Below are 22,545 nucleotides of genomic sequence, written 5' to 3' on the forward strand. Positions count from 1 at the left end.
TGCCATCGACATCCAACACCATAATCGCGCCCACATCACAACGAGGAGAGGGATCGCCATGGCAACAGTCAAATTTCAGAAACCGACCGGCGCATTTGTCGCCGCCTCCTGGGCCGCGCTGATCATCGGCGCCATCGTCTACCTGATCGGGCTCTGGAACGCCTCGATGCAGCTCAACGAGAAGGGCTACTACTTCACCATCCTCATGTACGGCCTCTTCTCCGCCGTGTCGCTGCAAAAGACCGTGCGCGACCGCATCGAGGGCATGACCGTGACCGGCATCTACTACGGCCTGTGCTGGATCTCGCTGCTGCTGTCGGTCGCCCTGCTTTCGGTCGGCCTCTTCAACGCCACGCTGGCGGCCAGCGAAAAAGGCTTCTACGCCATGGCCTTCCTGCTGAGCCTCTTCGGCGCGGTGGCGGTGCAGAAGAACGTGCGCGACATCGCGGCGCACAAGGGCGAGGCCCCGGCGTTCGACGACACGCCCGAGGCCAACTGAAGCCGCCGGCTCAGCCGGCTTCGAGCAACCGCTTCAGCGCCTGCAGGTCGCGCGCGATCCACGCGGCATCGCGCTCGAAGGCCGCGTCGTCCATGTGCGGCTGGCGCAGCAGCGTGAACTGCAGCTCGCAGGCATCCGGCGCCACGCCGATCACGCGAAACGGCAGGTAGACCTCGGGCACGCCTTCGGGCGCGACCCAGTGGTCGAGCACGCCGAAGTCGTTGGCGGGCGCGAAGCGCATGCGGGCATCGCCGCTCTCGGGCGTGCGCACGATCCAGTGGTCGCCCTGCGGCAGCAGCGCGCTCTTGGCGAGCCCGCTGGCCCAGTCGGGCAACCGCGTCGGGTCGGCGGCGACCCGGTAGGCGCGGCGCCATTCGCAAGCCACGCGCTGCACGATGACGCGCGACTGCGCGCCGCGATCTTCATTCGTCTGCTGATTCATCGAAATCGCTCCTGAGCACCTTGGACACGACGGCGCCCGAGAAACCGCGCGCCATCAGGAATCGCATCTGCTTCGCGCGCTCCTTCGCATCGGCCGGCGGCGCATCGAAACGGCGGCGCCACAGGGCCGTGGCGCGTTCGACCTCGGTGTCCTGCAGGCTGGCCACCGCCTCGGCGATGGCTTCGGGCGCAATGCCCTTGGCCTGCAGCTCCTGCCGCACCCGCAATGCGCCCGATCGGGCGGCCCGCTGGTTCAGCACCGAGGCCACCACGCGCGGCTCGCTGATGAAATCCTTGGCGACCAGTTCGTCGAGCGCCTTCGCCAGCGTGCCGGGCTCTTCTTCGTGCTTTGCCAGCTTGCGCTCCAGCTCCGCGCGCGAATGCTCGCGCTGGCTCAGGAGCCGCAGCGCGCGGCCTTTGAGAGAGGGGGCGCCGAAAGCCATCCGGGGTTCGCTCGCGCGGCCCGTGAAACTCGCGAAGGGCCGCCATCGAACTCTTACTCCGCCGCCGCCTTGTCGGCCTTGGGCGCCTTGGCAGGCTTCTCGGCCTTTTCCGGCTCCGACCCTGCATCGGCGGCCAGCAGCGGAATGCCCAGCGACTCGCGCACCTTGTTCTCGATCTCGCGCGACAGCTCGGGGTTCTCGCGCAGGAATTCGCGGGCGTTGTCACGGCCCTGGCCGATCTTCTCGCCGTTGTAGGCGTACCAGGCGCCCGACTTGTCGACGATCTTGGCGGTGACGCCCATGTCGATGACTTCGCCTTCGCGGCTGATGCCTTCGCCGAAGAGGATGTCGAACTCCGCCGTCTTGAACGGGGGCGAGACCTTGTTCTTCACCACCTTCACCTTGGTTTCGTTGCCGATGGCCTCGTCGCCCTTCTTGATGGTGCCGATGCGGCGGATGTCCAGGCGCACCGAGGCGTAGAACTTCAGCGCATTGCCGCCGGTGGTGGTTTCAGGCGAACCGAACATCACGCCGATCTTCATGCGGATCTGGTTGATGAAGATGACCATGCAGTTGGTCTTCTTGATCGTGGCGGTGAGCTTGCGCAGCGCCTGGCTCATCAGGCGAGCCTGCAGGCCGGGCAGCGAGTCGCCCATTTCGCCTTCGATTTCGGCCTTGGGCGTGAGCGCGGCGACCGAGTCGATGACGATCAGGTCCACGGCGCCCGAGCGCACCAGCGAGTCGACGATTTCGAGCGCCTGTTCACCGGTGTCGGGCTGGCTGATCAGCAGGTCGGACAGGTTCACGCCGAGCTTCTGGGCGTACTGCACGTCGAGCGCGTGTTCGGCGTCGACGAAAGCGCAGGTGCCGGCCTGCTTCTGCATGGCGGCGATGACCTGCAGCGTGAGCGTGGTCTTGCCCGACGATTCCGGGCCGTAGATCTCGATCACCCGGCCGCGCGGCAAGCCGCCGACGCCCAGGGCGATGTCCAGGCCGAGCGAGCCGGTGGAGACCACCTGGATGTCTTCCAGCGCCTCGCCTTCGCCCAGCCGCATGATCGTGCCCTTGCCGAACTGCTTTTCGATCTGGGCCAGCGCGGCTTGCAGGGCCTTGGCCTTTTCACTGTTGGCGACCGAGATGCTTGCGCCCTTGACGACTGCGTCCATGTGGAAATCTCCTTGAAAATCAACGGTTTGTGTCTGGTTTCCATCCATCTGCTTTTAACCACAGGCTGGATGCTTGAACAGTAGTGTAGAGGCTCATGGGTTTTCGTAAACCCATTTTTTGGTCAGTTTGCTTTACCATCTGGCGCCATGGCCGAAGCTGCTTTCCCGACCGATCCCGACGCCTGGCGACAGACCCACCTGGGCCGCCTGCTGGGCCATGCGATGCGCCGTTTCGACGAGCGCGTGCTGGAACTGATGGCGCACGACGTCGACGTGCCGCTCGCCCTTTCGAACCTCGCCGCGCGCGCCCAGGTGAGCGCCGCGCACATCCATATCACCCGGCATCTCGCGCGCGAGGGCTCGCGCCTCACCGAGCTGGCCGAGCGCGCCGGCATGACCAAGCAGGCGATGGGCGCGCTGGTGGATCAGTGCGAGGCCTGGGGTCTGGTCACGCGCGGCCCCGATCCGCTCGATGCGCGGGCGCGGCGCGTGCTCTTCACCGCCGACGGCCTCGCCTGGCTCGACGCCTTCCGCAGCGCGGTAACGCAGGCCGAGCGCGAGTTCCGCAGCAGCGTCGGCGACGAGATCGCCACCGTGGTAACCATCGGTCTCGAAGCCTATACGGCGGGCTAGACTCGGCCGAGAGACAAAGTGAATGGCGCCGGCATGGCGCCCGAACCGGCCGGAGGTGGCTCATGCGAATACTGATTGCCGAAGACGACCAGGTGCTCGCCGATGCCCTGCTGCGCAGCCTGCGCACCTCGGGTGCGGCGGTCGACCACGTGGCCAACGGCTCGCAGGCCGACACCGCGCTCATGACACACAGCGAGTTCGACCTGCTCATCCTCGACCTGGGCCTGCCCAGCCTGCACGGCATCGAGATCCTCAAGCGCCTGCGCGCCCGCGGCTCGCAACTGCCCGTGCTGGTGCTGACCGCCGCCGACAGCGTCGAGGAGCGCGTCAAGGGCCTGGACCACGGCGCCGACGACTACATGGCCAAGCCCTTCAGCCTGCAGGAACTCGAAGCGCGCGTGCGCGCCCTCACCCGCCGCGGCATGGGCGCCACCAGCAACGCGATCCGCCATGGCCCGCTGGTCTACGACCAGGCCGGCCGCGTGGCGACCATCGACGGCAAGATGATCGAGCTCTCGGCCCGCGAACTCGGCCTGCTCGAAGTGCTGCTGCAGCGCGCCGGCCGGCTGGTGAGCAAGGACCAGCTGGTCGACCGTCTGTGCGAATGGGGCGAAGAGGTGAGCCTCAACGCGATCGAGGTCTACATCCACCGTCTGCGCAAGAAGATCGAGAAGGGCCCGGTGCGCATCGCGACGGTTCGCGGACTGGGTTATTGCCTCGAAAAAATCCCGGGCTGACAAGCCCCCGATCCACGCCACACCTCGCTACGGCTGCTTGCGCAGACCCGCCGACAACGTCGCGCCGTCGCTGGTCCGAACCAGGAACATGATGTTGCGGAAGAAGCCATTGCTGTCGAAGAAGCCGGCAGGCGCAAGGCCGATCGCAGCGAACCCCTTGTAGGGGAAGTTGGGATTGGCGTTGAGCTTGCAGACGTCCTTGGCCTCGGCAGCGGCGTGGGCCGCGTTCAAGACGAGGCCGTACATGTTCTTGGCCGTGCCGGACTGAGCCTGTGTGATCGTGCCCGAGATACTGCAAGTGCCGATCTGCGAACCAGCCGTCTGGCCGGTAAATACGCCCTTGTCGTCTACCTCGATCGTGATGCTGATCCCGAAGCTCGTGTCCGTATTGGCCCACTTGCCGATCACGCTCTCCTGCGACACCGCCAGCGCGTTCTCCGCGGCATAGCCGAGGGGGCCGAAATCCGATGGCGCCCGCGAGCCGTAGGCATAGGTCCCCTTCATCGTCTTCTTCGGCACGAAAGTACCGGAGCCCGTGACCGGTGAGGCATCGATGAAGTAGTGCAGCGTGTCGGGGTTGAAGGTCCAATCAAGTCCCGTTACCTTGATCGACCCCCACAGCGTGCCGACGACGAACTTGGCGGCCACGCCGCCGTCAGCCCCGACGAAGCCGAGGTTGAGCAGCGAGCCGTAGATGCCTTCACTGTCGTTGCCCACCGCCGCGGTGGAACCGGGTTGGGGCGCGCTCAGCGACGGCAGTGGCTCACTGCCCGGCACGGGATCTCGGTTCGCTGCGGGCGCAGGTGCGGGGGCAGGCGACGGTGCGGGCGCCGGAGGGGTCGATGGCAGTAGCGGCAACAGCGGCATCCCTCCACCGCCACCGCCCCCACCACCACCGCACGCCGTAACACCAGCTCCCGCGGCCAGCACGACCGCAACGATCCAGAACGGCCGCGGGCAGCCGCCCAATGACTTGGTTTTCATGATTCACTCCCTGAGATTTTTCGAATTGCAGAAACTGCGCGCAGAGACTACAACCGGGCACCCGAGCAACAGGCGCAGCGCGGGTTGCGACAGCCGCACTAAGTCACACCCGCCAGCAATTTTTCGCCCCGCCAGGAACCTGTCCCTTGAAGCTTTTCCAGCGCGCCCAGCGCTCCCTCTTTGGCGAAATCCTCGACTGGATGCTCACGCCGCTGCTGCTGCTGGTGCCGGTGAGCATCGGCGTCACCTGGCTGGTGGCGCAGGGCATCGCCAACGCGCCCTTTGACCGCGCGCTCGAGCACAACGTGAAGGCCCTGGCCGAACTGGTGACGGTGAAGGAAGGGCACACGCAGTTCGTGCTCTCGCAATCGGCACGCGAGATCCTGCGGGCCGACGACACCGGCCACGTGTACTACCAACTGCTCGACGGCCACGACACGCTGCTCGGCGGCGAACGCGACCTTCCGATGCCGGGCCTCGACGAACCGCTGCCGCCCGGCCAAGTCTTCCTGCACAACAGCGCCCTGCACGGCAACGAGGTGCGCGTGGCCTCGCTGTGGATTCCCAGCGGCGTCGACGACGTGCCGCCCACGCTGCTGCAACTGGCCGAGACGCGCGAGAAGCAGTCGGTGCTCGCCCTCGAGATCATCAAGGGCGTGCTGCTGCCGCAGTTCGCGATCCTGCCGCTCGCGGTGCTCCTGATCTGGCTTGCGCTGGTGCGCGGCATCAAGCCGCTCTCGGTGGTCGAGGCGCGCATCCGCGAACGTCGGCCCGGCGACCTGAGTCCGCTCGACGAATCTTCGGTGCCGCTCGAAGTGGTGCCGCTGGTGTCGTCGGTCAACGAGCTCTTGAACAAGCTCAACGACTCCATCGACACGCAAAAGCGCTTTCTTGCCGATGCGGCGCACCAGCTCAAGACGCCGCTCGCGGGCCTGCGCATGCAGGCCGACCTCGCACAGCGCGAAGGCGCCAATGCCGATGAACTGAAGCAATCGCTCAAGCAGATCGGCCGCGCCAGCGTGCGCGCCACGCATACGGTGAACCAGCTGCTGTCGCTCGCGCGCGCCGAGGGCAACAGCGCCAACACGCACCGCCAGCCCTGCGACCTCGCACGGCTCACCATCGAAGTGGTTCGCGAGGCCGTGCCGCGTGCCATCGAGAAGCGCATCGACATCGGCTACGACGGCGCGGAGGCCGGCGCGCCCGGCGTGATGTTCGACGGCAACCCGACGCTCTTGAAAGAGCTGGTGCGCAACCTCGTGGACAACGCGCTCAACTACACGCCCTCCACGCCCGAGCACCCCGGCGTGATCACCGCGCGCGTGCTGGCCGATCCCTTCGGCCATGTGCTGCTGCTTCAGGTGGAAGACAACGGACCCGGCATCGCCGAGTCCGACCGCGAGCTGGTGTTCGAGCCCTTCTACCGCGTGCTCGGCAACGAGGCCGACGGCTCGGGGCTGGGCCTGCCGATCGTGCGGGAGATCGCGAACCAGCACAGCGCACAGGTGAAGCTGGAAGATGCGCATCCCGGCAAGCATCCGCCGGGTGCGCGCTTCACGGTGCGTTTCGAAGGGGAGCATCTGCAGTGAGCGCGTCCGCCAAGGAGAGCAAAGCCATCGAGGCGCTGCGCCGCCGTTTCGACACGATTCGCATCGACACCGACGTGTCGGACATGTTCGACTTCGGCGCCGACCTGCTGGCGCTTCAATCGGCCGAAGCGCTGGCTTTCCACTACGCGCTGTTGCACGACACCGGCATGGACAGCGAGTTGTACGACTGGCTTTGCCGCAAGTTCGGCGAACGCGGCGACGCAGCCGAAGACCATCTGCTCGCGTGTTTTGCAGAGGAGCACGACCCGGCGATGCAGGCGACAGTGCTTCAGATGCTCGGCACCTTCAAGTACCGCAAGGGCCGGCGACTGAAGGAAACAGCGGCACTGGCGCGCGCTGCACTTGCATCGCCCGAGGAAGACCTGCGCTGCAGGGGGCTGTGGGTGATCGGCTGGCTCGGCGGCACGGCCGACATAGCGAAGGTGGCACCCCTGCTCGCCAGCGACCCCATCGTTGCGAACCGCCAATGGGCCGCCAGTGCGCTGATGCAGATCGTGCTCAACCGTCGCAGCGCGGCGCCCAAGGCGCTCGAATGTCTGCGCACCGCCCTCGAGGCCGAGACCGATCCGGTGGCGCTTCGCGGCATCCTGGTCGCGGTGCAGGAAATTGCGGGCAAGAAGTTCGGCCTGAGTTCAAGTTCGCACGAGCCGCCATCCAAAGACAAGCTGCAGGCCGCGCTGACCAAGGCGCGCCGCATGTTCGCGCGCGCCGCCGCCTGATCCCCGTATCTCCAACTACGGCGCGGGCGCGCCCGCCTTCGCTTCCTTGCGCACCTGCACCCACTCGGGCTTGATCTGCCGAGACACCCGCTGCGGCTCGCGCTCGTTGAGGCTCGCCGGCGCGAGGCCGAAGCCCACCAGATCGCCGCGTGCCCACAAAAAGTAGCCGGCATTGGCCAGCAGCAGGACGATCAACGCCAGGCGCAGTTTCATTGGGATGATTTTCAGAACGCCATGCCGCGAGGGCGCACGCTCACTTCGTCGCTCGTGATGATCTGCAGGCCCGCGGCCGTGCGCACCTGCAGCTCGCCGCTCCAGGCCACGCCTTCGCAGACGCCTTCGGTGCCGTCGCTGAGCACCACCTCGCGGCCGCGCAGCACATCGCGTGCGGCAAAACGTTCGGCGAACTGCGCGAAGCCCTGCGCCTCGAAGGCGAGCACGTTGCGCACCAGCGGCTCGGCCACTTCGCGCAGCACCTCGGGCGCCGTCGCGTCGGGGCGCCATTGGTGCAGCCATGCGGGCGGCGTGCGCATGCCGTCGGCTTCGCGCGCGCCGATGTTGATGCCGATGCCGATCACCACGTAGCGCTGCGCACCGGGGCCGGCAGCATGCGGCAATGCGGTTTCGATGAGGATGCCGACCAGCTTGCTGTCGTTCACCCAGATGTCGTTGGGCCACTTGAGGCCGACCTTGTGTGCGCCCGTCGGATCGAGGCTTTCGGCCACGCTGACACCGGCGGCGAGCGAGAGGCCCGACCAGTCGGCCGGCGCAAGCGGCAGGCCCAGCGAGAACAGGAGCGAGCTCTGCGCCTGGCTCTGCGGTGCGCTTTGCCACGCGCGACCCAGGCGCCCACGGCCTGCGGTCTGGCGCTCCGCCACCAGCAGCACCGGCTCGACGCGACCGGCGCGCGCACGGCGCATGAGTTCGGTGCTGGTGGAATCGATCTCGGCCACGGCCTCGATCGCGAAGCCTGGCAACAGCGGCGCGACCGACGCGACGATCCTGTCTTCCTGCCAGGCGCCCGTGCTGCTGCTCATGTCAGTCCTTCTTGGACTTCTTCTTTTCGGTTTGCTTCTCAGCCTTTTTGTCGGCTTTCTTCTCGGCCTTCCTGGCCTCTTTTTTCTTCTCGGCCTTTTTCTTTTCGGCCTTCTTCTTGGCTTTCTTCTTCTTTTTCTTTTCTTCGTCCTCATCCTTGGGTGTCAGCAGCGTGCCGCGGCACTGCTCGGACCCGCACCAGCAAGGAAATTCGGACAGGAGCTTCGGCGTGTACGGCTCGTCGATGATCAGACCGTAGTCGTAGTTGAGCTCTTCTCCTGCAGCGATGTTGCGCAGCGCCTTGATATAAACGCGCCCATCGACTTCGTCGGCCTCGCAGTTCGGCTCGCACGAGTGGTTGATCCAGCGGGCGTCGTTGCCCTTGACGTTGCCGTCGATCACGCGACCGTCGTCGATGTGGAAGTAGAAGGTGTGATTCGGCTGGGCCGGGTCGTGCGGATGGCGGCGCAGCGCCTCTTTCCAGTTGATGACCTCGCCCTTGTATTCGATCAGCGTTTCGCCTTCGGCCAGGTCGTCCACCGCGAACACGCCGTTGCCATGGACATCCGAGCGCCGCATCTGAATGCGGCGGCCGGCGAGTTGTGGGGATTTGGAAGGCATCGCCGAAGTCTGTTAGTTTGAATATGCACACACATGCGCGTGTGCGCGTGCACACACGCGGGAAGCCGCAGAGTATAGAGAGCCCTTAGATGACAAAGACGTTGGTAATCGCAGAAAAGCCGTCGGTGGCACAGGACATCGTCCGTGCCCTCACGCCGGTGGCCGGCAAATTCGACAAACATGACGAGCATTTCGAGAACGACAGCTATGTCGTGACCAGCGCTGTCGGTCACCTGGTCGAGATCCAGGCGCCCGAGGAGTTCGACGTCAAGCGGGGCAAGTGGAGCTTTGCCAACCTGCCCGTGATCCCGCCGCACTTCGACCTGAAGCCCGTCGACAAGACAAAGACGCGCCTGAACGCGGTGGTCAAGCAGGCCAAGCGCAAGGACGTGACGCAGCTCATCAACGCCTGCGACGCGGGCCGCGAGGGCGAACTGATCTTCCGCCTCATCGAGCAGTACGCCGGCGGCAAGAGCCCGCTGGGCAAGCCGGTCAAGCGGCTGTGGCTGCAGTCGATGACACCGCAGGCGATTCGCGACGGCTTCGATGCGCTGCGCACCGAAAAGCAGATGCAGGGCCTGGCCGACGCGGCGCGCTCGCGCTCCGAGGCCGACTGGCTGGTGGGCATCAACGGCACGCGCGCCATGACCGCATTCAATTCGCGCGACGGCGGCTTCTTCCTCACGACCGTGGGCCGCGTGCAGACGCCGACGCTGTCGGTCGTCGTGGAGCGCGAAGAACAGATTCGCAAGTTCGTCTCGCGCGACTACTGGGAAATCCACGGCAGCTTCGCGGCCGAAGCCGGCCAGTACCCGGGCAAGTGGTTCAACCCTGATTGGAAGAAAGCGAACGCCCCGCTGCTGGCCAACGGTGAACCCGATGCCGAGCAGCGTGCCGACCGAGTCTGGAGCGAGCAGGAAGCCCGCGCCATCGCCGACGCTTCGCGCGGCAAACCCGCCACGGTCACCGAAGAGAGCAAGCCCACCACGCAGGCCTCGCCCGCGCTGTTCGACCTGACCTCGCTGCAGCGCGAGGCCAACGGCCGTTTCGGCTTCAGCGCCAAGACCACGCTCGCACTGGCCCAGAGCCTGTACGAACGCCACAAGGCGCTGACCTATCCGCGTACCGATTCGCGCGCGCTGCCGGAAGACTATCTGCCGGTGGTCAAGGACACCATGGAGATGCTCGCCAACAGCGGCATGAAACACCTGGCGCCGTTCGCCAAGCAGGCGGTCGACGGCAACTACGTCAAGCCCAACAAGCGCATCTTCGACAACGCCAAGGTGTCGGATCACTTCGCCATCATCCCGACGCTGCAGGCCCCGAGCGGCCTGAGCGAAGCCGAGCAGAAGCTGTACGACTTCGTGGTGCGCCGCTTTCTCTCGGTGTTCTTCCCGAGCGCCGAGCACCAGGTGACCACGCGCATCAGCACGGTGGAGCAGGGCGGCAAGAAGTACCCGTTCCGCACCGACGGCAAGGTGCTGGTGAAGCCGGGCTGGCTCGCCATCTACGGCAAGGAAGCGCAGGACGACGAGAAGGAAGACGACAAGGACGGCAAGCGCCTCGTGCCGGTGAAGCCGGGCGAGATCGTGCAGAACGAGTCGGCCGACCTCAAGGGCCTGAAGACGCGCCCGCCCGCACGCTATTCGGAAGCCACGCTGCTGGGCGCCATGGAAGGCGCCGGCAAGACCATCGACGACGACGAGCTGCGCGAGGCCATGCAGGAGAAGGGCCTGGGCACGCCAGCCACCCGCGCGGCCACCATCGAAGGGCTGATCGCCGAGAAGTACATGCTGCGCGAAGGCCGCGAACTCATCCCGACCGCGAAGGCCTTCCAGCTCATGACGCTGCTGCGCGGCCTGGGCGTGGAAGAACTCTCCAAGGCCGAGCTCACCGGCGAGTGGGAATACAAGCTCGCGCAGATGGAGAAGGGCGCCTTGAGCCGCGACGCCTTCATGCGCGAGATCGCCCAGATGACGGAGCACATCGTCAAGAAGGCCAAGGAGTACGACCGCGACACCGTGCCGGGCGACTACGCCACGCTCGCGACGCCGTGCCCCAACTGCGGCGGCATCGTGCGCGAAAACTACCGCCGCTACGGCTGCGTGGGCAAGAGCGGCACGGGCGAGGACGCCTGCGGCTTCTCGTTCGGCAAATCGCCGGCCGGGCGCACCTTCGAGGTGGCGGAGGCCGAGGCGCTCCTGCGCGACAAGCACATCGGCCCGCTGGAGGGCTTCCGCTCCAAGGCCGGCTGGCCCTTCACCGCCGAGATCATCCTCAAGTACGACGAGGAAGAATCGAAGAACTGGAAGCTGGAGTTCGACTTCGGCGACGACAAGAACGGCGACACCGGCGAGATCGTCGACTTCAGCGAGCAGGACACCGTGGGCCCGTGCCCGGTGTGCGGCGCGCCGGTGTTCGAGCACGGCAGCAACTACGTCTGCGAGAAGTCGGTGCCGACCAACGCGCAGCCGACGCCCAGCTGCACCTTCAAGACCGGCAAGATCATCCTGCAGCAGCCGGTGGAGCGCGCGCAGATGGAAAAGCTGCTCGCCACCGGCAAGACCGACCTGCTCGACAAGTTCGTGAGCATGCGCACCCGCCGCGCCTTCAAGGCCTTCCTCACGTGGAACGCCGAAGAAGGCAAGGTCACCTTCGAATTCGCGCCGCGCGAAGGCGGCAGCAAATTCCCGCCGCGCAAGACCTTCGGCAAGCCGGCGGCCAAGACCGCGGCTGCGAAGAAGGTGGCGGCGAAGAAGACGCCCGCTGCCAAGAAAGCGCCAGCGGCGAAGAAGGCCGCCGCGCCGCGCAAGCCGGGCGCGGGCCTCAAGCCCAGCGACTCGCTGGCCGCGGTGATCGGCACCGAACCGGTGGCGCGCACCGAGGTCATCAAGAAACTGTGGGACTACATCAAGGCCAACGGCCTGCAGGACGCGACCAACAAGCGCGCGATCAATGCCGATGCCAAGTTGAAGCCCGTGTTCGGCAAGGACCAGGTGACGATGTTCGAACTCGCGGGCATCGTGGGCAAGCACCTCTCGGCGCCCGACGCGGCCTGACGACACATGCGGCGGCGCGGCCTTCGCCCAAGCTGCCGCGTGGCCTGACAGGCCCATCAAGCTGGTCGTGCCTTTCCCGCCAGGGCAGGCCACCGAGATCGGCCTCTGGGGCGCGGCCGTCAAGCATCGGGCGCCAAGCCCGAATAACGGGGCGGACAAGCGCCCGGTGGCGGGTGGGTTGTTACAAGGCCGGTCGGGACGCGCGCCTATAGTGGTCCGCAGTCCCACCCATTCCTGGAGTTTTCCGTGAAGTCATTCATTGCAGCTGTGTTCGCCCTCGCGATGGGCGCCTTGGTGGCGGGCTGCGCCGGCACCGGTTCTGCGGGGCCGGCCAGCGGCGCCTCGAGTACCTCGTCCAGCAGCGGCGTCACGGTGTTCGGCACCATCGACGCCAGCGTCAGCGGCAGTTCGAACCGCTCCGACCGCCGCTGATCCTTCTTCTTCAGCGCCGCAGCAACGCCTGCCGCAGCACCCGCGCCGCGCGGTCGCGGATCTTGCCGGAGCCCGAACGCGGCGGCGTCTTCGGCGCGACCTTGGCGGTCGCGCAGGCCCAGAGGAAGTCATGCAGGATCGGCGTGTCGTCGACCGTCTCGGTGCTGCCGTACTTGTGGAATTCGGGGTGCCACTGGGTCGCGGCGATGTAGCTGCGGCCCTTGTCCGGCCGGCGGCGGATCGCCTCGGGCACCCGGTCGGGCAGGCTCCAGGCCTCGATCTCGAAACCCGGCGCGAGCCCCTTGATGCCCTGGTGGTGGATGCTGTTGACGCGCGCCATTTCCACCTGCGGATAGAGCTTCGAAAGACGCGTGCCCTGCACGATCTCGATCTGGTGGAAGTTCTGGTCGTAGGTCACCGGATCGCGGTGACGCAGGCCCCCTTCGTGCTGCGCCTCGATGTCCTGGTAGAGCGTGCCGCCGAAGGCCACGTTGATGAGCTGCAGCCCGCGGCACACGCCGAAGATGGGCTTGCCGGCCTGCTCGAAGGCTTCGACCAATGCCAGGTCGTAGAGGTCGCGGATCTGGTCGCCGATCCACGCGTCCTTGAGCGGCACCTCGCCGTAGCTGCCGGGCCAGACGTCGGCGCCGCCGTGCATCACCACGCCATCGAGCCACTCGGCGTAGTGCGAGAGCTTGGTGTCGCCGCGGGCGGTTTCGCCGGTGGGGCAGGGCACCATCACCACCATCGCGCCGGCCGACATGAGCCAGTGCGCGATCGATTGCTCGACGTATTGCAGCGTCTTGTTGGTGAAGAGCGAGCGGGCCGGGTCGGCGTGCGAGAAGCAGGCGGACAGGCCGATCTTGAGCCGGGCGGAAACGGGTTGCGTCATCGCGGGACTGTCAGCGCGAACTGATCGGGAGGTGCGAAAAGGAAAGTCCATTGTGGCTCGTTGGCCTCTCACACGGGGTCGGACGACACGCCAAACTATGCTCAAGCAAATGTGGCTTTGCCACTTTGCTTGATCCCCCTTGGGGGGCGGGCTGGGCATAGCCCAGCCCTGGGGGTTATTCAACGCCGCCACGACACATAAGGACGACAAGCCATGAAAACCATCAAGGGCCCCGCCATATTCCTGGCCCAGTTCGCGGGAGACACCGCCCCCTTCAACACGCTCGACGGCATCGCCGGATGGGCCGCGGGCCTGGGCTACAAGGGCGTGCAGATTCCAAGCTGGGACGCGCGCCTGTTCGACCTCCAGAAGGCCGCCGAGAGCAAGACCTACTGCGATGAAGTGAAGGGCACGCTTGCGAAACACGGGCTCGAGATCACCGAGCTCTCCACGCACCTGCAGGGCCAGCTGGTCGCGGTGCACCCGGCCTACCACGCGGGCTTCGACGGCTTCGCGGCGCCCGAGGTGCGCGGCGATCCGGTCAGGCGCCAGCAGTGGGCCGTGCAGCAGCTGCACTTTGCGGCGAAGGCGTCGGCCAACCTCGGGCTCACGGCGCACGCGACCTTCTCGGGCGCGCTGGCATGGCCGTACCTCTATTCGTGGCCGCCGCGCCCGCCGGGGCTCATCGAGGAAGCCTTCGACGAACTCGCGCGCCGCTGGCGACCGATCCTCGATGCCTTCGACGCCGCGGGTGTGGACGTGGGCTACGAAATCCACCCCGGCGAAGACCTGCACGACGGCGTGAGCTACGAGATGTTCTTGGAGCGCGTCGGCAACCATCCGCGCGCCTGCCTGCTGTACGACCCGAGCCACTTCATGCTGCAGCAGCTCGATTACCTCGCGTACATCGACCACTACCACGAGCGCATCAAGATCTTTCACGTGAAGGACGCCGAGTTCAATCCGACCGGCAAGCAGGGCGTGTACGGCGGCTTCCAGAGCTGGATCAACCGGGCCGGGCGCTTCCGCTCGCTGGGCGACGGGCAAGTGAACTTCAAGGCGATCTTCTCGAAGATGGCGCAGTACGACTTCCCGGGCTGGGCGGTGCTCGAATGGGAGTGCTGCATCAAGCACCCGGAAGACGGGGCGCGCGAGGGCGCGACATTCATTGCCGATCACATCATCCGCGTGGCCGACCGGGCCTTCGACGACTTCGCGGCGGGCGGCGTGGACGTGGCGTCGAACCGGAAGATGCTCGGACTGGGTTGAATTTCGATCAGCGGTGCAGCGGACACCCGTTGCGTTCGCTGCGGTAGTTCGACGAAGCGGCGTAGGCCGGCTTGCGTGCACGCATCACGTTGCCGAGTGGGCGGTGCGCGGCCAATGCGTGCCAGGGGTTGAAGGACATGCCGTCGTCTATCTCGCGTGACAGCGCGTCGCTCCAGCCGGCCTGCGGGGTGGTGGTGATGCGGGCCACGGGCAAGAAGGGGCTCAGGTCCTGCGGCCATTCGACCGAGGCGTCTTCGACTGGCATGCGCTCCAAATCGACGCACAGCTGCACGCGCAGCTCCCATTCGGCGGGCTCCTGCCGCACGACGTCCATGACCGCCTCGCGCGTGCCGTCCGGCTTGCCGTCGAGGTCGATGGGTTGGCCCTCGAGCGCGACGAGATTGGACGAGACCGGCACCAGCTGCAGCTTCGCGATGTAGTTGCCGTAGCGCAGCGGCACCTGCGTGAAGAAGGTGGCGCCCAGCGGATGCACCTCCGGGTGGCCGCCCATCGCGATCAGCGTTCCGCTCTGGCCGCCGACCGCCTCGACGGCCTTCTCCACGCCCTGCAGCACGCTCGAGAGCACGCGCTTGGCGTTGGGTGCCTTGTCGGTGGTGCCGGCGAGCAGCTTCAGGCTCTTGAGGAAACCCTTGGCGTCGGGCGCGGGAAACACGGGTCCATCGACGAACAGGAAATCCTGCGTGGTGTAGGCCTCCGAGCCTTCCACGCGCTCGCCTTCGACATCCATCACCTTGAGCGCCATGCCGCGCGGCAGCGAGACGCGGTCGTCCAGCATTTCGGCGGGCGGCGTGGAGAGGCGCATCACGACCGCATGGCGGCCCGGCGCGGCGAAGAGCCCCTGCGCGAGCGGCTCGGGCAGGCCGCCCTGCACGCGCAGTTCTCCGTGCAGCAGACCGTGGCTCTTGGCGTGCACGCTGCGCGCCGCATGGCCGGTGTGATCGGCCATGGTGCGGGACATGCCGAGCAGCGTGGCGACGAGTTCGGATTGGGTCTGGAGTTCGTCGTCGGCCACCGTCTCCACGGACGGTTCGAAGCGCACGGGCGCGGTAGTGGAAAGCGTGGCGGTGTTCATCGGCGGTCTTTCTTTTGCGTGGGACTTGCGCCCACGATCCAGCGCACCCGCAAGGCGCCGTGTAGGAGCGCAGCGCCAATGCGTGCGCGCGAAGGGGGCCGCTCAGAGCAGCGGGGCGAGGCGGCGGATCGCGCCGTCGATCTGCGATTCGTCGATGAGGCCGTAGCCGAAGGCGAGGCCGTTGGGTACATCGGGCGCCTGCGGGTCGAGGGCAAAGCGCGAGAGCGGCGGCAGCGTGATGCCTGCCGCGGCGGCGCGTTCGACCACGGCGTGGTCGCGGGTGTCGGTGCGCAGCCAGGCCGACAGGTGCAGGCCCGCATCGGACGGGATCACCTCGAGCCGTCCCGCTGTGTGCTTCGCCAACGCCTCGAGCAGCGCGGTGCGCCGCGCGCCGTAGACCTTGCGCATCTTGCGGATGTGGCGCGCGAGGTGCCCTTCGGCAATGAAGGCGGCCAGCGCCTCTTGGCCGAGCACCGGCCCATGCCAGTCGGCCAGCTCGCGCGCCCGCACCAGCGCCGCGCGTGCCCACGGCGGCGCGACCACGAAGCCCAGGCGCAGCGCGGGGAACAGGCTCTTGGAGAAAGTGCCGACGTAGCAGACCGACTCGGCGCGGTCGAGCGTCTGCAGCGCGTCGAGCGGGCGGCCGGCGAAGCGGAATTCGCTGTCGTAGTCGTCCTCGATGACGACCGCGTTGCGCGCCCGGGCAAAGGCCAGCAGCGCCGCGCGGCGCTGCGGCGACATCGCGACGCCGGTCGGGAACTGGTGCGAGGGCGTCACGCAGATCACGCGCGCCTCGGGTGGCAGCCGATCGACGCACAGGCCTTCGATGTCGGTCGGCACGGTGACCACCTTCGCGCCCGCTGCCGTCATGGCCTCGCGCAGCGACGGATAGAAAAGCTGCTCCACCGCGACCACGGTGCGCCCCGGCACGACGAGGATGCGCGCGAGCAATCCGAACGCCTGCTGTGCACCGGCGGTGACCACGATGTCGTCGGCCGTGCAGCCGACCGCGCGGGTGAACGACACGTGCTTGGCGATGGCCTCGCGCAGCGCCGCCTGGCCCTGCGGCTCGGCGTAGTCGGCGGGCTCACGCGCGATGCGGCGCAGCGCGCGGTCGGAGAGGCGGCGCCAGATATCGAACGGGAAAGCGCTGGTGTCGGGCAAGCCGACGCGGAAGTCGTCGCGCGCGCGTTGCGGCTGCAGCGTGGGCGCGAGATCGGCGCCCGGCACGTTCAGCGGCACCAGGCGCGGATCGCGTCGCACGGATGCGCTCCTGGAAATGCGACCGCGGCGCGACTGCGGCAGCGTGTCGGCCACATAGGTGCCTGCGCCGGGGCGCGCGAGCAGGTAGCCCTCGCTCAGCAGCAGGTCGTACGCCGCGAGCATGGTGTTGCGCGACACGCCCAGCCGCTCCGCGAGGGCTCGTGTGGCGGGCAAGCGCGCGCCGGGCTGCAGCCGGCCATCGAGGATGGCGTCGCGCAGCTGCCGGTGCACCTCGCGCAGCAGGTCGCGCGAGCCGGTGCCCGGCAGGCGGATGGCGAGTTCGAAAAGTGGCTCCATGAAGTTCGTGGATTGTGGTTCTTTTGAAGAGCCAATCGCAAGCCTATTCTGAAGTCCTCAGAACGCTCACCGGAGTCTCGCCATGAACACCGAACCCGTCGCAAACCCACAAGCGCAACCCGCCGAACGCCTGCCTGAACGCCTCCCTTTGGGCTTGGCGTGGCTCGCGCTCGGCGCCTTCGCCATCGGCACCGAAAGCTTCATGGTCGCGGGCCTGCTGCCGGTGCTGGCGGCCGACCTGCAGGTGAGCGCCACGCGCGCCGGGCAGCTGGTGCTGCTGTTCGCGCTGAGCTACGCGATCGGCTCGCCGCTGATGGCCGCGCTGTTCGCGCGCTTCGGCCGGCGCCCGTTGCTGATTGCCAGCCTTGCGGCGTTTTCGGGCCTCACGCTGGCGGCGTCGATGGCGCACGGCTTCGCGCAACTGGCGCTGGCGCGGGTCGCGCTGGGGTTGGTGGCCGGCGTGTTCCTGCCGACCGCGAGCGCGGTGGCGGCATCGATGGTGTCGCCCGCGCTGCGCGGCCGGGCGCTCGCCATCGTGTCGGGCGGCGGCACGGTGGCGGTCGCGCTCGGCGTGCCGCTGGGCGCGTGGATCGCCGGTTGGGGCGGCTGGCGCACGGCCTACCTGCTGATCGCCGCGGTGGCGGCACTGGCCACCTGGGGCCTGGCCGCCGGTTTGCCGCGCGGACTGGCGTCGGCACCGGCCGTAGCCGCGCGCACGCCGTCGTTCTCGGTGGCACGCGAACCCGGCGTGCTGCCGGCGCTGCTGACCACCATGCTGTGGGCGACAGGCGGCTTCAGCTTCTATACGTACATCGCGCCGTTCTTGTCCGGCACGCTGGATTTCGGCGTCGAGGGCGTGAGCGGCGTGTTCTTCGCGATCGGCATTGCGGCAGCCATCGGCACGGCGGCGGGAGGCTGGGCGACCGATCGCTTCGGCGCTGATCGCATGGCGCAGGGCTTCGCGCTGATGCTGGTGGTGATCCTGGGCGGCCTGTCGTTCTCCGCGCAGATGCTGCCGCGCGAACTGGCGCTGCCGCTGATCGTGGGACTGTCGGCGCTCTGGGGCTTTGCGGGCTGGGGCTTCGGCCCGGCGCAGGCGGTGCGGCTGATCCGTCTCGCACCGGAGCGCGCGCCGATGACGCTGTCGCTCAATGCCTCGGCGGTCTACCTTGGCATCGCGGTCGGATCGGGGCTGGGCGGCGTGGTGATCGAGTGGGTCGGCGTGGGTGCCGTGGGCTGGGCGGGCGCAGTCTGCCAACTCGCGGGGTTGGGCTTGATGTTGCGCGCCACCCACAAGTCGCGGACTGCGCTTTCCTCACCGACATCGCCGCTGGCCGCCTGATTGCGACGAGTTTCGCTATATTTTCAATAGCAAACTTCGCAAGAGCGACCGTCCTTCTCGGGGCCATTGAGGCCCCGCTTGCTTTGAAGGTGAGCAACTGTCATGCCCGTCAAGCTATAATGGCGGGTTCGTTTCGATACCACGACGAAGCACTTCGTCATATTGCCGGCTGACCTGCACTGTCCCTTGGATTCTTCAGGCCCCCACACTTTCAGCCGGCTCCCCAGTGTGTTGGAGCGCCAGACCGGGCGCCCATGATTGCCACCACTGCCTTCGTTCTTGTTGAAGCGAATAGCGCGTCCGCCGCGCCATTCCGGCCGGCCCACGCCCGTTTTCAATTATTTTTCAGGCACTTCGCGTTCAACATTCGCGCGCTGTGCCAAGGCTTCATGGACATCATTCAACACAGTATCGCGGTGGGCAAGTACCTTGTTTCTCCGCTCATTCGACACCAGGACGACGGCAACTACGCCGCCTCCGTCTCGATCCGCTCCGGCCACGGCAGCGGCATGCACGACCGCGTGATGCGTTTCACGCCGCGTTTTGCAAGCCACGCCGCCGCCGTCGGCTATGCCATCGACCAAGGCCTGGGCTGGGTGCGCGAGCGCAACGCGCCGCTCGCCTTGCCGTGCGCAGGCTGAAACAATCACGCCCATCTTCATATCCAACACACATCGAACGAGATTCAGAGGTAACCAAGCATGCCCAAGGAAGAACTGATCGAAATGAACGGCGCAGTGACCGAAGTCCTGCCCGACTCGCGCTACCGCGTCACGCTGGACAACGGCCATCAGCTGATCGCCTACAGCGGCGGCAAGATGCGCAAGCACCACATCCGCATCCTGGCGGGTGACAAGGTGTCGCTCGAGCTCTCGCCCTACGACCTGACCAAGGGTCGCATCACCTTCCGCCACCTGGAACGTCGCGGCCCGCCGCCGACCTCCGGCGGCAACAACTCTCCCCGCCGCTGATCCGCGACGGACAAGAGGCCTTGCGGCACCCCGCGAAGGGTGCCGGCAAGGCCTTTGTTTTTCCCGGGTCCCGGCTGCTGAAACGATGACTACGACCAATCCCACAGCCGACGGCTCCCAAGCCCAGGTTTCGACCGAAAACGGCTTTGCCACCCTGGCGCTCTCGCCCCAGATGCTGGCCAACCTCACCCAGCTCGGCTACACGCAGATGACGGCCATCCAGGCCGCCGCCCTGCCGCCGGCGCTGTTGGGCAAGGACCTGATCGCCCAGGCCAAGACCGGCAGCGGCAAGACCGCCGCCTTTGCCCTCGCGCTGCTCGCCAATCTCAACGCACGCCGCTTCGCCATCCAGGCGATGGTGCTGTGCCCGACGCGCGAGCTGGCCGACCAGGTCACGACCGAAATCCGGCGCCTGGCGCGCGCGGAAGAAAACATCAAGGTGGTCACGCTCTGCGGCGGCGTCGCGCTGCGCGGACAGATCGCCAGCCTGGAGCACGGCGCGCACATCGTCGTGGGCACGCCGGGCCGGATCATGGACCACCTGGAGCGCGGCAACCTCGACCTCTCGGCGCTCAACACGCTGGTGCTCGACGAAGCCGACCGCATGCTGGACATGGGCTTCTTCGAAGACATCGTGAAGGTCGCGCGCCAGTGCCCGAAGGAACGCCAGACGCTGCTGTTCTCGGCCACGTACCCTGAAGGCATCGCCAAGCTCGCGCAGCAGTTCATGAAGAGCCCGCAGCAGATCACGGTGCAGGCACAGCATGAAGGCAGCAAGATCCGCCAGCGCTGGTACCAGGTGAAGGACAGCGAGCGGCTGCACACCGTGAGCCTGCTGCTCGACCATTTCCGCCCCGTCAGCACACTGGCCTTCTGCAACACCAAGCAGCAGTGCCGCGACCTCGTCGAAGTGCTGCAGGCGCAGGGCTTCAGCGCGCTGGCGCTCTTCGGCGAGCTCGAACAGCGCGAGCGCGACCAGGTGCTGGTGCAGTTCGCCAACCGCAGTTGCTCCGTGCTCGTGGCCACCGACGTGGCGGCGCGCGGCCTGGACATCTCGCACCTCGAAGCGGTGATCAACGTCGACGTGACGCCTGATTCGGAAATCCACATCCACCGCGTCGGCCGCACCGGTCGCGTGGGCCAGTCGGGCGATGCCGAAGGGCTCGCGCTGAACCTGGCCAGCATGAACGAGATGGGCAGCGTCGGAAAGATCGAGCAACTGCAGGGCCGCGAGTCCGAATGGCACGAACTGGCCGAGCTCACGCCCGGCAAGGGCGCGCCGCTGCAACCACCGATGGCCACGCTGCAGATCGTCGGCGGGCGCAAGGAAAAGATCCGCGCCGGCGACGTGCTGGGTGCGCTCACCGGCGACTGCGGCTACACGAAGGACCAGGTCGGCAAGATCAACGTCAACGAGTTCTCGACGTATGTGGCGGTGGACCGCGCCATCGCCGCGGAAGCGGCGCACAAGCTCGGCAGCGGCCGGGTCAAGGGCAAGTCGGTCAAGGTGCGCCTGCTGACGCTGCAGGACCAGTAACCGCCGCCGGCTGCGGCGTGGCGAGCGCCGCAGCATCGCCATGCGCCGAGGTCGGCGCCACCGGTGCATCGAGCACCGGTGCAAGTGCAAGTGCAGGTGCCTTCATCGACGGTTCCTGCCGCGCCAGTTTCGCGGCCAGCCGGAACGCCACCACCACCGCCAGCAATCCGAAGATCGACGAGCCCACGGCCTGCCCGATCAGCACACCGGCCGCACCGTGGTGCGAGCCCCACCAGGCGAACGGTATCGTGCCCAGCGTGGCGCGCCCCCAGTTGAAAAAAGTCGACAGCAGCGGATGCCCGAGGTTGTTGAACGACGCGTTCGCCACGAACAGCCCGCCTGAAAAGAAGAAGCTGGCCGCGAGCCAGGTGCAGAACAGCGCGATCAGCTCGGCGGCCTGTCCTTCGGCCGAGAACGCGCGGATCAGCACGCCCTGTCCCAACGCCAGCACGAGCCAGGCGACGGCGACCGAGGCCACCATGAAGAGCAAGCTGTCGCGCAATCCTTCCTGCACGCGGCGGTACTGGCCGGCGCCGAGGTTCTGCGCGAGGATCGGCCCGACCGCGCCGCTCAGCGCGTAGACGAGCCCGAACGCCACGGGGCTCAAGCGGTCGATGGTCGCCGCGCCCGCCACCGCCGATGGGCCGAACTGCGCGATCGCATGCGTGACGAAGGCGGCACCCACGGGCGTAGCAAGGTTCGTCAGCACTGCCGGCCCTGCGACGCTCGCGAGGGCACGCGCGTCGCCGGCCAGCCGCGGCGCTTCGAAGCGCCCTAGCATCCGGTGCTTCACCATCACGCCGTGCAACCCGATGCCCGCGAGCACCATGCGTGAGACGACCGCGCTGATGGCAGCGCCGTCGAGCCCCAGGCCGAAACCGAAGATCAAGATCGGATCGAGCACCGCCGTCACGAAGGCCGCCGCGAGCGTGACCGTCATCGAGCGGCGCGCATCGCCGATGGAGCGCAAGAGCGCCGAGCACGCCATGCCCAGGCCCAACAGCGGCAGCGTGTGCACCGTCACCGCGAGGTAGCGCTGCGCGAGCCGCGCCGTCTCGCCCCCGGCGCCGAGCACGTGCAGGGCAGGGTGCAGGAAGAAGGCCGTGCCGCTGCCCACCACCACCGACGCGGCCGTCATCAACACGAGGCTCGAGGTGGCGATGCGACGCGCATCCACCGCGCGGCCGGCGCCCACGGTGCGCGACACCACGGCCGCGATGCCGATGGTGAGGCCGATGCACAGCGACGCATGAAAGAACCCCACCACGCCTGCGAAACCGACCGCCGCCGCCGTCTCTTTCTCCCCGAGCAGCGAGATGTAGAAGAGGTTGATCAGGTCGACCGCGAACACCGCGATCAGCCCGATGGCACCGGTGCCGGCCATCACGCAAACATGGCGCAAGAGCGACCCCGAAACGAAGCGCGGACGCTCGACGGCACCCGTCGTTTCGGTTATTGGCATATGAAATCCTCGATGTGGCCTAATTGCGGGTTCGAACATT

General features: G+C 67.2%; 23 protein-coding genes. 12 read left to right on the forward strand and 11 right to left on the reverse strand.

Annotated features, from left to right (window positions below):
- Window positions 1-58 precede the first annotated feature (58 nt).
- Entirely contained in the window at window positions 59-499 is a 441-nt protein-coding gene (gene yiaA, locus VARPA_RS29525) for an inner membrane protein YiaA (RefSeq protein ID WP_013544262.1), read from the forward strand.
- A gap of 10 nt (window positions 500-509) precedes the next feature.
- On the opposite strand, the gene VARPA_RS29530 is transcribed toward yiaA, so the two are convergent.
- The 3 genes from VARPA_RS29530 to recA are packed head-to-tail and all read right to left on the reverse strand — an operon-like array spanning window position 510 to window position 2,549.
- A complete protein-coding gene (locus tag VARPA_RS29530) occupies window positions 510-941 on the reverse strand; it encodes a hypothetical protein (protein ID WP_013544263.1) in 432 nt (143 codons plus the stop codon).
- A complete protein-coding gene (gene recX / locus VARPA_RS29535) occupies window positions 922-1,383 on the reverse strand; it encodes a recombination regulator RecX (RefSeq protein ID WP_013544264.1) in 462 nt (153 codons plus the stop codon). Before recX ends, VARPA_RS29530 begins: the two co-directional genes overlap by 20 nt.
- 53 nt (window positions 1,384-1,436) lie before the next feature.
- Complete coding sequence (gene recA / locus VARPA_RS29540; protein WP_013544265.1) at window positions 1,437-2,549, reverse strand: recombinase RecA; 1,113 nt, start codon at window positions 2,547-2,549, stop codon at window positions 1,437-1,439.
- 147 nt (window positions 2,550-2,696) lie between these two features.
- Here recA and VARPA_RS29545 point away from each other — a divergent pair, with 147 nt between their 5' ends.
- Entirely contained in the window at window positions 2,697-3,182 is a 486-nt protein-coding gene (locus VARPA_RS29545; protein WP_013544266.1) for a MarR family winged helix-turn-helix transcriptional regulator, read from the forward strand.
- Between the two features lie 62 nt (window positions 3,183-3,244).
- Window positions 3,245-3,919: a response regulator transcription factor gene (locus tag VARPA_RS29550; protein ID WP_013544267.1), complete on the forward strand. Its 675-nt coding sequence runs from the start codon at window positions 3,245-3,247 to the stop codon at window positions 3,917-3,919.
- Window positions 3,920-3,946: 27 nt separating this feature from the next.
- Here the strand turns inward: VARPA_RS29550 and VARPA_RS29555 are convergent, their stop codons facing one another.
- Window positions 3,947-4,903 (reverse strand): hypothetical protein, encoded by a 957-nt coding sequence (locus tag VARPA_RS29555; protein WP_013544268.1) that lies wholly within the window; start codon window positions 4,901-4,903, stop codon window positions 3,947-3,949.
- Between the two features lie 146 nt (window positions 4,904-5,049).
- Here VARPA_RS29555 and VARPA_RS29560 point away from each other — a divergent pair, with 146 nt between their 5' ends.
- Both VARPA_RS29560 and VARPA_RS29565 read left to right on the forward strand, forming a co-directional pair.
- Window positions 5,050-6,492, forward strand: a complete 1,443-nt coding sequence (locus VARPA_RS29560; protein ID WP_013544269.1) for a sensor histidine kinase — start codon at window positions 5,050-5,052, stop codon at window positions 6,490-6,492.
- The gene (locus tag VARPA_RS29565) at window positions 6,489-7,232 is read left to right on the forward strand and encodes a HEAT repeat domain-containing protein (RefSeq protein WP_013544270.1); all 744 of its coding nucleotides are present in this window, start codon (window positions 6,489-6,491) and stop codon (window positions 7,230-7,232) included. The genes VARPA_RS29560 and VARPA_RS29565 overlap by 4 nt, the downstream gene beginning before the upstream one ends.
- A gap of 15 nt (window positions 7,233-7,247) precedes the next feature.
- Here the strand turns inward: VARPA_RS29565 and VARPA_RS29570 are convergent, their stop codons facing one another.
- The 3 genes from VARPA_RS29570 to VARPA_RS29580 are packed head-to-tail and all read right to left on the reverse strand — an operon-like array spanning window position 7,248 to window position 8,888.
- Entirely contained in the window at window positions 7,248-7,445 is a 198-nt protein-coding gene (locus tag VARPA_RS29570) for a hypothetical protein (RefSeq protein WP_013544271.1), read from the reverse strand.
- 11 nt (window positions 7,446-7,456) lie between these two features.
- Window positions 7,457-8,269 (reverse strand): biotin--[acetyl-CoA-carboxylase] ligase, encoded by an 813-nt coding sequence (locus tag VARPA_RS29575; RefSeq protein ID WP_013544272.1) that lies wholly within the window; start codon window positions 8,267-8,269, stop codon window positions 7,457-7,459.
- Window position 8,270: 1 nt separating this feature from the next.
- Window positions 8,271-8,888, reverse strand: a complete 618-nt coding sequence (locus tag VARPA_RS29580; RefSeq protein ID WP_013544273.1) for an SET domain-containing protein — start codon at window positions 8,886-8,888, stop codon at window positions 8,271-8,273.
- 89 nt (window positions 8,889-8,977) lie between these two features.
- Here VARPA_RS29580 and VARPA_RS29585 point away from each other — a divergent pair, with 89 nt between their 5' ends.
- Both VARPA_RS29585 and VARPA_RS29590 read left to right on the forward strand, forming a co-directional pair.
- On the forward strand, window positions 8,978-11,947 hold the full coding sequence (locus VARPA_RS29585; protein WP_013544274.1) for a DNA topoisomerase III: 2,970 nt from the start codon (window positions 8,978-8,980) through the stop codon (window positions 11,945-11,947).
- A gap of 246 nt (window positions 11,948-12,193) precedes the next feature.
- Window positions 12,194-12,379 (forward strand): hypothetical protein, encoded by a 186-nt coding sequence (locus VARPA_RS29590; protein ID WP_013544275.1) that lies wholly within the window; start codon window positions 12,194-12,196, stop codon window positions 12,377-12,379.
- A gap of 10 nt (window positions 12,380-12,389) precedes the next feature.
- Here VARPA_RS29590 and VARPA_RS29595 read toward each other — a convergent pair whose 3' ends face one another.
- Window positions 12,390-13,271, reverse strand: coding sequence for a gamma-glutamyl-gamma-aminobutyrate hydrolase family protein (locus tag VARPA_RS29595; RefSeq protein ID WP_013544276.1), 882 nt, complete (start codon window positions 13,269-13,271; stop codon window positions 12,390-12,392).
- A gap of 213 nt (window positions 13,272-13,484) precedes the next feature.
- On the opposite strand from VARPA_RS29595, the gene VARPA_RS29600 reads away from it, so the two are divergent.
- Window positions 13,485-14,540: a sugar phosphate isomerase/epimerase family protein gene (locus VARPA_RS29600; RefSeq protein WP_013544277.1), complete on the forward strand. Its 1,056-nt coding sequence runs from the start codon at window positions 13,485-13,487 to the stop codon at window positions 14,538-14,540.
- A 7-nt stretch (window positions 14,541-14,547) separates the two neighbouring features.
- Here VARPA_RS29600 and VARPA_RS29605 read toward each other — a convergent pair whose 3' ends face one another.
- Together VARPA_RS29605 and VARPA_RS29610 are read right to left on the reverse strand one after the other, a co-directional pair.
- Complete coding sequence (locus VARPA_RS29605; RefSeq protein WP_013544278.1) at window positions 14,548-15,633, reverse strand: catalase family protein; 1,086 nt, start codon at window positions 15,631-15,633, stop codon at window positions 14,548-14,550.
- A 102-nt stretch (window positions 15,634-15,735) separates the two neighbouring features.
- On the reverse strand, window positions 15,736-17,193 hold the full coding sequence (locus tag VARPA_RS29610) for a PLP-dependent aminotransferase family protein (protein ID WP_013544279.1): 1,458 nt from the start codon (window positions 17,191-17,193) through the stop codon (window positions 15,736-15,738).
- Between the two features lie 82 nt (window positions 17,194-17,275).
- Here VARPA_RS29610 and VARPA_RS29615 point away from each other — a divergent pair, with 82 nt between their 5' ends.
- The 4 genes from VARPA_RS29615 to dbpA all read left to right on the forward strand — a co-directional run bounded on the left by VARPA_RS29615 (window position 17,276) and on the right by dbpA (window position 21,043).
- A complete protein-coding gene (locus tag VARPA_RS29615; protein WP_013544280.1) occupies window positions 17,276-18,535 on the forward strand; it encodes an MFS transporter in 1,260 nt (419 codons plus the stop codon).
- Window positions 18,536-18,924: 389 nt separating this feature from the next.
- Complete coding sequence (locus tag VARPA_RS29620) at window positions 18,925-19,176, forward strand: hypothetical protein (protein WP_013544281.1); 252 nt, start codon at window positions 18,925-18,927, stop codon at window positions 19,174-19,176.
- A 60-nt stretch (window positions 19,177-19,236) separates the two neighbouring features.
- The gene (gene infA, locus VARPA_RS29625; protein ID WP_013544282.1) at window positions 19,237-19,506 is read left to right on the forward strand and encodes a translation initiation factor IF-1; all 270 of its coding nucleotides are present in this window, start codon (window positions 19,237-19,239) and stop codon (window positions 19,504-19,506) included.
- An 85-nt stretch (window positions 19,507-19,591) separates the two neighbouring features.
- On the forward strand, window positions 19,592-21,043 hold the full coding sequence (dbpA, locus tag VARPA_RS29630; protein WP_013544283.1) for an ATP-dependent RNA helicase DbpA: 1,452 nt from the start codon (window positions 19,592-19,594) through the stop codon (window positions 21,041-21,043).
- On the opposite strand, the gene VARPA_RS29635 is transcribed toward dbpA, so the two are convergent.
- A complete protein-coding gene (locus tag VARPA_RS29635; RefSeq protein WP_013544284.1) occupies window positions 21,009-22,505 on the reverse strand; it encodes an MATE family efflux transporter in 1,497 nt (498 codons plus the stop codon). The genes dbpA and VARPA_RS29635 overlap by 35 nt on opposite strands.
- Window positions 22,506-22,545 lie beyond the last annotated feature (40 nt).

It is taken from the genome of Variovorax paradoxus EPS, from assembly GCF_000184745.1.
GTDB classification, from domain to species: domain Bacteria; phylum Pseudomonadota; class Gammaproteobacteria; order Burkholderiales; family Burkholderiaceae_C; genus Variovorax; species Variovorax paradoxus_C.